The 10,942-nt window shown below is 34.4% G+C and carries 7 protein-coding genes and 1 tRNA gene; 2 read left to right on the plus strand and 6 right to left on the minus strand.

Annotation, left to right across the window (positions count from 1 at the left end):
- Positions 1-69 precede the first annotated feature (69 nt).
- The 4 genes from infB to Q0800_RS02775 form a co-directional block, all read right to left on the minus strand.
- Positions 70-2,814, minus strand: a complete 2,745-nt coding sequence (gene infB, locus Q0800_RS02760) for a translation initiation factor IF-2 (protein WP_299127416.1) — start codon at positions 2,812-2,814, stop codon at positions 70-72.
- 66 nt (positions 2,815-2,880) lie between these two features.
- Positions 2,881-4,113, minus strand: coding sequence for a transcription termination factor NusA (gene nusA / locus Q0800_RS02765; protein WP_299127418.1), 1,233 nt, complete (start codon positions 4,111-4,113; stop codon positions 2,881-2,883).
- Positions 4,114-4,125: 12 nt separating this feature from the next.
- Positions 4,126-4,587 (minus strand): ribosome assembly cofactor RimP, encoded by a 462-nt coding sequence (gene rimP / locus Q0800_RS02770; RefSeq protein WP_299127421.1) that lies wholly within the window; start codon positions 4,585-4,587, stop codon positions 4,126-4,128.
- 251 nt (positions 4,588-4,838) lie between these two features.
- A tRNA-Gln gene (locus Q0800_RS02775) sits at positions 4,839-4,911 on the minus strand.
- Positions 4,912-5,064: 153 nt separating this feature from the next.
- Here Q0800_RS02775 and Q0800_RS02780 point away from each other — a divergent pair.
- The gene (locus Q0800_RS02780) at positions 5,065-8,472 is read left to right on the plus strand and encodes a DUF2723 domain-containing protein (RefSeq protein WP_299127424.1); all 3,408 of its coding nucleotides are present in this window, start codon (positions 5,065-5,067) and stop codon (positions 8,470-8,472) included.
- A gap of 3 nt (positions 8,473-8,475) precedes the next feature.
- Positions 8,476-9,126, plus strand: coding sequence for a polysaccharide deacetylase family protein (locus tag Q0800_RS02785; RefSeq protein WP_299127426.1), 651 nt, complete (start codon positions 8,476-8,478; stop codon positions 9,124-9,126).
- A gap of 20 nt (positions 9,127-9,146) precedes the next feature.
- Here the strand turns inward: Q0800_RS02785 and Q0800_RS02790 are convergent, their stop codons facing one another.
- A complete protein-coding gene (locus Q0800_RS02790) occupies positions 9,147-9,443 on the minus strand; it encodes a thioredoxin family protein (protein ID WP_299127428.1) in 297 nt (98 codons plus the stop codon).
- 109 nt (positions 9,444-9,552) lie between these two features.
- Entirely contained in the window at positions 9,553-10,779 is a 1,227-nt protein-coding gene (locus Q0800_RS02795; protein WP_299127430.1) for a metallophosphoesterase, read from the minus strand.
- Between the last annotated feature and the right edge of the window lie 163 nt (positions 10,780-10,942).

Consider the following 10,942-nt stretch of genomic DNA (forward strand, 5'->3'; position numbering starts at 1 on the left):
GATTTAAAGCATTTTTAAACAAAAAAAACCGACCATTTTGGTCGGTTTTTTAGTTCTATAAACACCATTTTACTTAAGGGTCTTTTTAACTTCAACTTCTTGGAAGGCTTCAATAATATCACCTTCTTTTATATCATTATAGCCTTTAACTTGCAATCCACAATCGTAACCTTTGGAAACCTCTTTAGCATCATCTTTAAAACGCTTTAGCGATGATAACTCACCAGTATGTACTACCACACCATCTCTAATTAAACGAATGCCAGAGTTTCTGTAAATTTTGCCATTTGTTACCATACAACCAGCTATGGTACCAATTTTAGAGATCTTAAAGGTTTCTCTAATTTCAGCAGTACCTGTAACTTCCTCTTTAACTTCTGGAGATAACATGCCTTCCATAGCGTCTTTAAGATCGTTAATCGCTGCATATATGATGGAATATGTTCTGATATCAATTTCTTCTTTATCTGCTATGGATCTTGCATTCCCTACAGGCCTCACATTAAATCCAACGATAATCGCATCTGAAGCAGACGCTAATAACACATCACTTTCTGTAATGGCACCAACTCCTTTATGTATAATATTTACTTGTATTTCTTCAGTGGACAACTTTTGGAAAGAATCTGTTAATGCCTCTACTGAGCCATCCACATCACCTTTAAGTATAATATTTAATTCTTGGAAATCACCAAGCGCAATACGTCTACCAATTTCGTCTAAGGTTATATGACGTTGTGTTCTCACAGACTGCTCACGCTGCAATTGGGTACGTTTTGCTGCTATTTGTTTAGCTTCGCGTTCATCCTCAAATACGTTGAATTTATCACCTGCTTGGGGAGCACCATCTAAACCCAAAATAGAAACTGGTGTTGATGGCCCTGCTTCTTCTACGTCATTACCACGTTCATCATGCATAGCTTTAACCTTACCACTGTTTTTACCAGCTAATACATAATCACCTACACGTAATGTGCCTGACTGTACTAAAATTGTAGATACATATCCACGACCTTTATCTAAGTAGGCTTCTACTACAGTACCATTGGCTGGTTTTTCAGGATTTGCTTGTAATTCTAACAATTCAGCTTCTAAAAGTACTTTTTCTAATAATTCCTTTACACCTGTTCCGAATTTAGCAGAAATATCATGAGACTGAATTTTACCACCCCAATCTTCAACTAATAAATTCATACTTGCTAAACCTTCTTTTACTTTCTCTGGGTTAGCGTCTGGCTTATCAATTTTATTAATTGCAAATACAATTGGAACACCAGCTGCTTGTGCATGAGAAATGGCTTCTTTAGTTTGTGGCATAATAGCATCATCTGCTGCAACTACAATAATAGCAATATCGGTAACTTGAGCACCACGAGCACGCATTGCTGTAAAAGCCTCGTGACCAGGAGTATCTAAAAACGCTATTTTTTGACCTCCTTCTAATTGTACTCCATAAGCACCAATATGTTGTGTTATACCACCAGACTCTCCAGCGATTACATTTTCTTCTCTAATGTAATCTAATAACGATGTTTTTCCATGATCTACGTGTCCCATAACGGTAACAATTGGTGCACGCGGTTTTAAATCTTTTGGATCGTCTTCTATAATCTCAATAGACTCTTCAATATCTGCTGTTACAAATTCTACAGAATACCCAAATTCTTCGGCAACTATAGTTAAAGTTTCTGCGTCTAATCTTTGGTTCATGGTTACCATCATACCTAAAGACATACAAGCGGAAATTACTTGTGTTACACCAACGTCCATCATGGTAGCAACCTCACTTACAGTTACAAATTCTGTAACTTTAAGTGTTTTGCTTTCTGCCGCTGCCAACTCTTGATCCATCTCAGTTTGCTGACGGTGCTGATCTCTTTTTTCTCTACGGTATTTGGCTCCTTTACCTTTGTTAGATTTTCCTTGAAGCTTTTCTAACGTTTCTCTTACTTGCTTTTGTACTTCTTCTTCACTAGGCTCCTCTTTAACTACTTTAGGCCTCGTGTTTCCGCGTCCTTTAGCACCACGCCTATTATCAAAGTTTCTTCCACCTCCATCATTTCCGCCTTTACTTATACGACGTCTTTTACGCTTATTATTATCGTTTGAGGTTTCTTTTTTATCGTCCTTCTTCTTTTTAGGTTTATTAAATTGAGAAAGGTCAATTTTTTTACCTGTTGTTGTAGGACCTGTTAGCTTCTTATATTGTGTTTTTAAGGTTTCTTCAGCAGGTTCGCCTAAAGCATCTGCTTTTTCTAACTTCTCTTGTTTTGTTAGTGGTTTTTTCTCTTCTTTTTTTGATTGCTCGGCTTTTGGTGTTTCAACCTTATTTTCGGCTTCAACCTTTGGTAGAGACTTAGGCTTTTGGCCTTGATTTTCTGATTGTTTTTCCTCTGGCTGTAACGCTATGTTTTTCTCCTCCTTAACCGTCTCATTTTTCTCTTGCTCTACAGCCTTTGTTGGTTTTTTCTCTAAATCGATTTTACCAACCTGCTTAGGCCCACTGAGATCTGCTTTAGCTTTTACAACGGCTTCTTTTCTGGCTTCTTCTTTTTCCTTTTCTTCAATTTCGCGCTCGCGCTTTATTCTAAGTTCTTCTTTTTCTTTAAGCTTAGCTTCACTAACCTCTTGAGCTTTTTCACGTTTTGTTGCATCCGTCTGAAATTCATCAGACAACGTATCGTAAACCTCTTGTGAAATTTTTGTATTAGGTTTTGCCTCAATTTCTATGCCTTTAGATTCTAAAAAATCTACTGCTCGATCTAATGAGATATTTAATTCCCTTAATACTTTATTTATTCTAATTTGAGCCATAAATTGCCGTAATATACTTAAATCTGTTTATATCAATCTAACTTTGTGGTTTCAATGTTAAGATTGTTAATCTTCGAATTCTTCTTTTAGAATTCTAATAACTTCTAAAATGGTCTCTTCTTCAAGATCTGTACGCTTTACTAAATCGTTCACATCTTGTTCTAAAACACTTTTTGCAGTATCTAAACCTGCTTTACTAAATTCTGAAATAATCCATTCATCAATTTCATCAGAGAACTCTTTTAACTCTACATCTTCTTCTGCTCCTTCTCTAAATACATCTATTTCGTACCCTGTTAATTGGCCTGCTAAACGAATGTTATGCCCACCTCTACCAATAGCTTTAGAAACTTCTTCTGGTTTTAATAGCACTTCTGCGCGCATATTTTCTTCATCTAATTTTAGAGAGGTAACGCGCGCTGGACTTAAAGCTCTAGTTACAAATAACTGTAGGTTATTGGTGAAATTAATAACATCAATATTTTCGTTTCCTAGTTCTCTTACAATACCGTGTATACGAGATCCTTTCATACCCACACAGGCACCAACTGGGTCTATTCTATCATCATAAGAATCTACAGCAACCTTAGCTTTTTCTCCAGGTATACGTACTACTTTTTTAACGGTTATTAGTCCATCGAATACTTCTGGTATTTCTTGTTCAAACAATTTCTCCAAAAATAATGGAGATGTTCTAGACATTATAATCGATGGTTTACTTCCTTTTAATTCTACACTCTCTATAACTCCTCTTACATTTTCTCCTTTTCTAAAGAAATCAGATGGAATTTGTCTGTCTTTTGGAAGTATAATTTCATTACCATCATCGTCTAATAAAATAATTGCTCTATGACGGATATGATGCACCTCAGCGGTATAAATTTCTCCTTCTAATTCTTTAAATTGCTTATAGATATTAGTATTATCATGTTCGTGAATTTTAGAAATTAGGTTTTGTCTTAAGGCTAAAATTGAACGTCTGCCTAGGTCAACAAGCTTTACCTCTTCAGCCACATCCTCACCAACTTCAAAATCTGGTTCTATTTTTTGAGCTTCTGATAATTCAATTTCTTGATTTGGTTCTTCCACATCACCATCCGCAACAACAATACGGTTTCTCCAAATTTCTAAATCACCTTTATCTGGATTGATAATAATATCAAAATTATCATCATCGCCATATTTCTTCTTTAATGCATTACGCAACACATCTTCAAGTATCGCCATCAGCGTTACTCTATCGATTAACTTATCGTCCTTAAATTCTGAAAATGATTCAATTAATGCTACATTTTCCATAATACCTATGAATTAAAATTTTATTTTAACTTTTGCTTCTTTAATATCATTAAAGGCTATCGATGCCTCTTTATTTACCGTTACTTTACCTTTACCTACTGGTTTTGGTTCTCTCGTTTTCCACTGCAACGTAATACCGTTATCTTCAATGCTTTTTAATGTACCTTCTATAGTGTTATTATTGGTTTTAACTTCTAAATTACGCCCAACATGTTTACTATACTGTCTTGGCAAAAGTAATGGAGATGCCGCACCTGATGATAAAACTTCTAAAGAAAAATCATACTCATCTCTATCTAAATTATGCTCTATAGCTCTACTGATAAAAATACAATCTTCTACCAAAACTCCACGGTCACCATCTATTACAATTTTAATAGCATTACTAGTTGACATAGTAAAGTCTATCAAAAATAAATCTTGACGCTCATTGAGTGCGTTTTGCAATAAATCCTCTACCTTACTTTTAAACATCTACGATAAAAAAGAGAGGACTTTTTGTCCTCTCGCTTATTTATTTCTTTAAATAACGATGCAAATATACACTATTTAAAGGACTTATCAAAGTAACTTACCTTGTAATTGTTTTTATGAATCCGCAGAGCAAAAGCCATAATCCTAGTTAAAAGCTAAATAAACATTAAAAGTTGTAATAACTGGGAGCCACAAGCTCTACCTTAAATGAAAAATCCTCATTCTGTTTAGAATGAGGATTTAAATTTTTGTTGGCCTACTAGGGCTCGAACCTAGACTCTTCTGGACCAAAACCAGACGTGTTGCCAGTTACACCATAGGCCAATCTCTTAAATGAGGGTGCAAATTTAAAACAAAGTTTGTCTTAGGCAAAAAAAATATGGAAAAATAATTCATTTTACTTAACGTTAACTTAAAAGTGTAGGCATTATTATAATAATTAGTAAATTCGTCCCACATCAATTAGAGTCCTTTTTCATGACAAATTTTAACTTTAAAAAGTGGAATACAATCCTTGCATGGGTTGTATTTGCAATAGCTTTAGTTACCTATTCATTAACTATAGAGCCTACGGTTAGCTTTTGGGATGCTGGTGAGTATATTTTAACATCCGCAAAATTACAAGTTGGTCATCCACCTGGTGCTCCTTTGTTTCAAATGATAGGAGCCTTCTTTGCTATGTTTGCTTTAGAACCTTCTCAGATCGGTATGATAATGAATATGATGAGTGCTACAGCTAGTGCTTTTACTATTCTCTTCATGTTTTGGACCATTAGTATGCTTTTGGTTAAATTAGTAAAACACAATAAAAATTCTGGTACGGGTAAAGGCATGGCCATATTAGGCAGTGCTTTAGTTGGTAGTTTAGCGTTTACATTTACAGATTCATTTTGGTTTAACGCTGTAGAAACTGAAGTTTATGCCATGGCAACGCTCATTATGGCTGTTATGTTTTATCTAGCCTTACGCTGGGAACAAGATATGCATACTCCAAGAGGGAATCGTTGGCTGATTTTAATAGCATTTGTTATTGGCCTTTCGTTTGGTGTTCACTTTATGGGTTTATTAACTATACCTGCTATTGGGCTTATTTATTACTTTAAAAATTACAAAACTATAACGGTAAAGAATTTTATAATTGCCAATGTAGTATCGGCAGCTATTTTGTTATTTATATTTAAGTTACTTCTACCTTCAACACTTAAGTTATTTGGCTACTTAGAAGTGTTTTTTGTAAATTCTGTTGGGTTACCTTTTAACTCTGGAACCATCATTACTGGGTTAATCGTTATTGGTTTATTCTATTTTGGATTGCGCTATACAAGACAAAAAGGCTTAATACACATCAACACCTTAGTCCTTTGTTTAATGTTTATATTTATAGGGTTTTCTTCTTGGATGATGCTACCTATTAGAGCTAATGCTAATGTTATTATTAATGAAAACGACCCTTCTGATGCACGTGAGTTACTGGCATATTACAACCTAGAGCAATACCCAGAGACACACTTGTTTTATGGTCCTCAGTTTACTGAAATTTATTCTGGAGCTGATAAAGACAATCCCTTTGTAAATGACAAGAAGAATTACGAACGCGATGAAGAACTTGGTAAATATGTAATTATTAACGATTGGGAAGGTACAAAACAAAACTACAACCATGAGCACGCGTCGGTATTACCAAGAATGTGGAGTAGCGAACATGCTGCTAATTATATGATGTTTACTGGCCTTATTAATTTTAAAGTAAACCCTAACCTACAAAGACGTGCTTACAATGAGGCGCTTAATTACGGACTATCAGAAGAAGAAGCCAGTCAGTATGCTCTACAAGAAAAACTTAGAGTAGACCGCGTTGTAAATGATTTTAGAATGCGTATAAGAAATGGCGAGGTAGATTATGAAGATTATGACCGATTTTTAAGAACCTATGGGCAACAATATCTCGAAATAGAAAAACCTTCCTTTGGCGATAATTTAGCATACATGTTTCAGTATCAGTTTGGGTACATGTACTGGCGTTATTTTATGTGGAATTTTACTGGAAGACAAAACGACATCCAAGGTAAATACGATGATTTTAATGGTAATTGGATTTCTGGAATTAAATTAATAGACGAGTTACATCTTGGTGTTTCTCAAGAAAATCTACCGACTGATGTTTTAGAAAACAATGCGCGTAACACGTATTACTTTTTACCGTTATTACTAGGCCTAATTGGTTTTTTCTTTTTAATGTCTACCGATGCTAAACGCTTTTGGGTCTTACTAGTGTTCTTTTTATTAACAGGATTAGCAATTCAATTCTATACTAATATAAGACCATTTGAACCTCGCGAGCGGGACTACTCTGTTGTTGGTTCTTTTTATGTCTTTGCAATATGGATAGGATTTGGCGTTTATGCGCTATACGATTTATTAAAAACTAGTGTTAGCTCTAAATTTTTGGCACCAGCCATTACGGTACTTTGTATTATCGTAGTTCCTGGTGTATTGGCAGCAAATAACTGGGATGACCATGATCGTTCCGGAAAATACACCGCCAATGCTATGGCTCGTAAATATTTAGAATCTTGTGCACCTAACGCCATATTATTTACCATTGGAGATAATGATTCCTTCCCACTTTGGTACTTACAAGAAATTGAAGGTGTGCGTACCGATGTACGTGTTGTTAACACCAGTTTATTTCAAACCGACTGGTACATCGATCAAATGAAAAGAAAGACTTACGAAAGTGACCCAATTCCTTCGCAACTAGAGCACAATCAATATAGAGGCAGTACAAGAGATGTTATAATATATAGAGAAATTAGTAAACAAATTGCTCAAGACACGCTAAATATTAAAGATTTTATGGACTTTGTATCTAGCGAGAAGCCAACAACAAAATTTAAATACGTCCTTGAAAAACAAGGTGAAGATCCAACGCAATATCCAAGTTATCTACTAAACACAAACTATTTCCCAACGCGTCATATTAGTGTCCCTGTAGACAAACAAACCGTTCTTAAAAATGGTATTGTAAAGGAGAAAGATGCAGATAAAATTGAAGATCAATTACATGCAACTATTGAGGGAAGTTACATTTACAAAAACCGTTTATTAATGCTAGACATTATTGCTAATAACAACTGGGAGCGCCCAATATATTTTACTGGTGGTGCATTTGGTGCTGATGATTATGTGTGGCTTAAAGATTATTTACAGTTAGACGGCATGTGTTACAAGTTGGTGCCAATAAAAACAGCTGTTGACAAAGCCAACCCTTATGATATGGGTAGAATTGATGCCGATTTAATGTATAATATGGTTAAAACATGGGATTGGGGCGGAAGCGGTAATGCTATTTACCACGATATTGAAACACGCAGAAATGGTATTACCTACAGAGGAAATTTAGCACGTTTAATCGAAGCCCTTATTAATGAAGATAAATTAGACAAAGCCGAAGAAATTGCCGACTTAGCCATGGAAAAAATGCCTGTAGACACCTTTGGCTACTACTCACTTTTAGAACCCTATATTAGCGCCTATTACGAAATAGGAAATGTAGACAAAGGAAGAGCGCTTTATAAAGATGTGTCTAAAAAATATCAAGAAAAAATCTTGTATTACAGCGGATTGGACAAAAGGAATAAAATGCGCTTAATTGAAGACATCTATTTAGACATACAACGCTATAGAGCTTTGGTAGATGTCTTAATTTTATATAACGATAATCATTTTGCGCTCAAAGAAACCCAAACTTTTAATAGTTACTTAGAGGAACTTAAGGATTTATTAGGGCCTTCTGAAGAAGAAATCGCTGAACCTAGAGAAGATATAGATATTAAAACCATTTTAAGTGATAGCATTGAAGATAGTATAGCGCCAGAAGAGTAGAACATGCAGATTATACCGGCCAAAACACCAAAATTTATAAAATCCTTATTTCCAAATTTGATCTGGAGTATTGAATCGACTCAAAAAGAGATATACTTAACTTTTGATGATGGCCCAACTCCAGAAATTACAGATTGGGTGCTAAATACACTGGCTGAATATGATGCTAAAGCGACCTTCTTCTGCATTGGAAATAATATTGAAAAACATCCAGATATTTTTTTAAGAATCATAGCTGATGGTCATAGCATTGGAAACCATACATTTAGTCATCTTAAAGGATGGAAACAAAAGACCAAAACATACATTGAAGATGTTGAAAAAACAAACCAGCTGATCAATTCAAAAGTCGAAAATCATCCATCAGTAGGCCAAAATCTCTTTCGACCTCCGTATGGCAAGTTTAAAGTAAAACAGAGTAAAAAACTTCAGAAATTAGGTTATAAAATCATTCTTTGGGATGTTCTATCTTATGATTGGGATAAGACCGTTAGTGAAGACGCTTGTTTAAACAATGTTATAACTGCCACAAAAAAAGGAAGTATTATTGTGTTTCATGATAGTTTAAAAGCTTCAAAAAACTTAAGATACGTACTACCTAAAGTCTTAGCTTATTTTAGTGAACAGGGTTTTAAATTTAGAACTTTAGATTAAAATATAAAAATACTACTTCGCTACATATAATTTTGCAGAATTTCTATTAAAGCGTTAACCTCCTGCTTACCGCTATAACGCCATTTCATTTCTCCGTTTTTGTAGATTATTAATGTTGGTAAGCCTTTAACGCGTAGCGCGTCTGCCAATTCTCTATTTTTATCAACATCAATTTTTATAACTTTGGCTTTGTCCCCTAATGCCGCAGCGACATCTCTTAGTGCAGAATGCATAGCTATAGACTCATTATCCTTCTCTGCATAGAAGTCTAATAACACCGGAATATCAACATCTATTAAGTCCCCAAATTTTGACATACGCTGTATAGATTTTGGTAAAATATGTTAATTAAAACTAACTCAATTGCCATTTTATAAAGCTACTAGGTTAACTTTCAACATTATAAAAATAAGCATTTGTAAGCAATTAAGCTTCTTTTGAGCCTTTTTTAAGTTCAATAACTGTTATTTCTGGCCATATCCCAACACGACCAGGATATCCTAAATACCCAAATCCTCTATTAACATTTATATACTGACCCAAATTTTTATAAATACCTGCCCACTGCTTATATCGCCATTTAACAGGGCTCCATTTTATCCAACCAGGAATTTCAATACCAAATTGCATACCATGCGTATGACCGCTTAAAGTTAAATGGTAATGATAATTATCATTAACCACTTGGGCCTCCCAGTGGCTTGGGTCATGGCTCATTAATACTTTAAAGTCATTAGCTTCTATTTTTGAGGATGCCTTTTTTAAATCTCCCGCTTTTTTAAAGCCTCCTTTTCCCCAATTTTCTACACCAATAAGTGCTAGTTTAGCACCATCTTTTTCTAAATAGCGATGTTCATTTAATAATAAATCAAATCCTATTTCCTTTTGTATGCGTTTTAAATCCTCTAAATTTTTAGCTTTATCTGCTTCTGTTGGCCAATCTACATAGTCGCCATAATCATGATTTCCTAATACAGAAAACTTTCCGTCTTTAGCTTTTAACCGACCAAAAGTAGATTTCCAAGGTAGCATTTCAGACGCTTTATTATTTACCATATCACCCGTAAATAATATAACATCAGATTGTTGCTCGTTAATTAAATCTATGGCATACTCAATTTTCTCTTTATTATCAAAACTACCAGAATGAATATCACTTATTTGGGTAAGTCTATAACCATCGAACGCGTCTGGTAAATCTTCAAAATAAAGCGTATAATTTAAAACTCTAAATCTATACTTACCACGATACATACCGTAAAGTAAGGATGCAAAAGGTATAGCAGCTAAACCAAGAGCAACCTGACTAATAAATTTTCGCCTCGAAGAAAAATAAGTAGTTTCATTTCTATAAACCAGTTTTCTGAATCCCCAATGTATCGCTCTAAAAATATCTTCACCAAAAAGAACTATGGTTATAATAAGATTAAAAGAAAGTAATGCCAACATAAAGCCAAACGCGTAACTTTTACTTGGCGTAAGTACACGGCCCTCAGATGATCCCATAAGTTGATATATGAGATTAACAATAACCAACGCAACAATGCCAAAGTAAAGGTAATAAAGCCAAGTATGCTTTGTTATTGTACGTATGGCCATAAACCCATAAACGATAGATAAAATACAAATAATAAGAAAAATGACTAAGCGCATAGACGTACTAATTTAATCCCAAAGTTACGGAATGAAACCATAAACTTTCTTACAATATTGTTAATGCCCTATCATTTATAGAAATTCTATTTCTTAAGATTCATAACTATAATTAAAATTTAAAATAGCTCACTTATTTAAATAAGATAGCTTTATTAAATTA

Origin of the sequence: uncultured Winogradskyella sp. (assembly GCF_937958655.1) — a bacterium.
In the GTDB taxonomy this organism is placed as follows: domain Bacteria; phylum Bacteroidota; class Bacteroidia; order Flavobacteriales; family Flavobacteriaceae; genus Winogradskyella.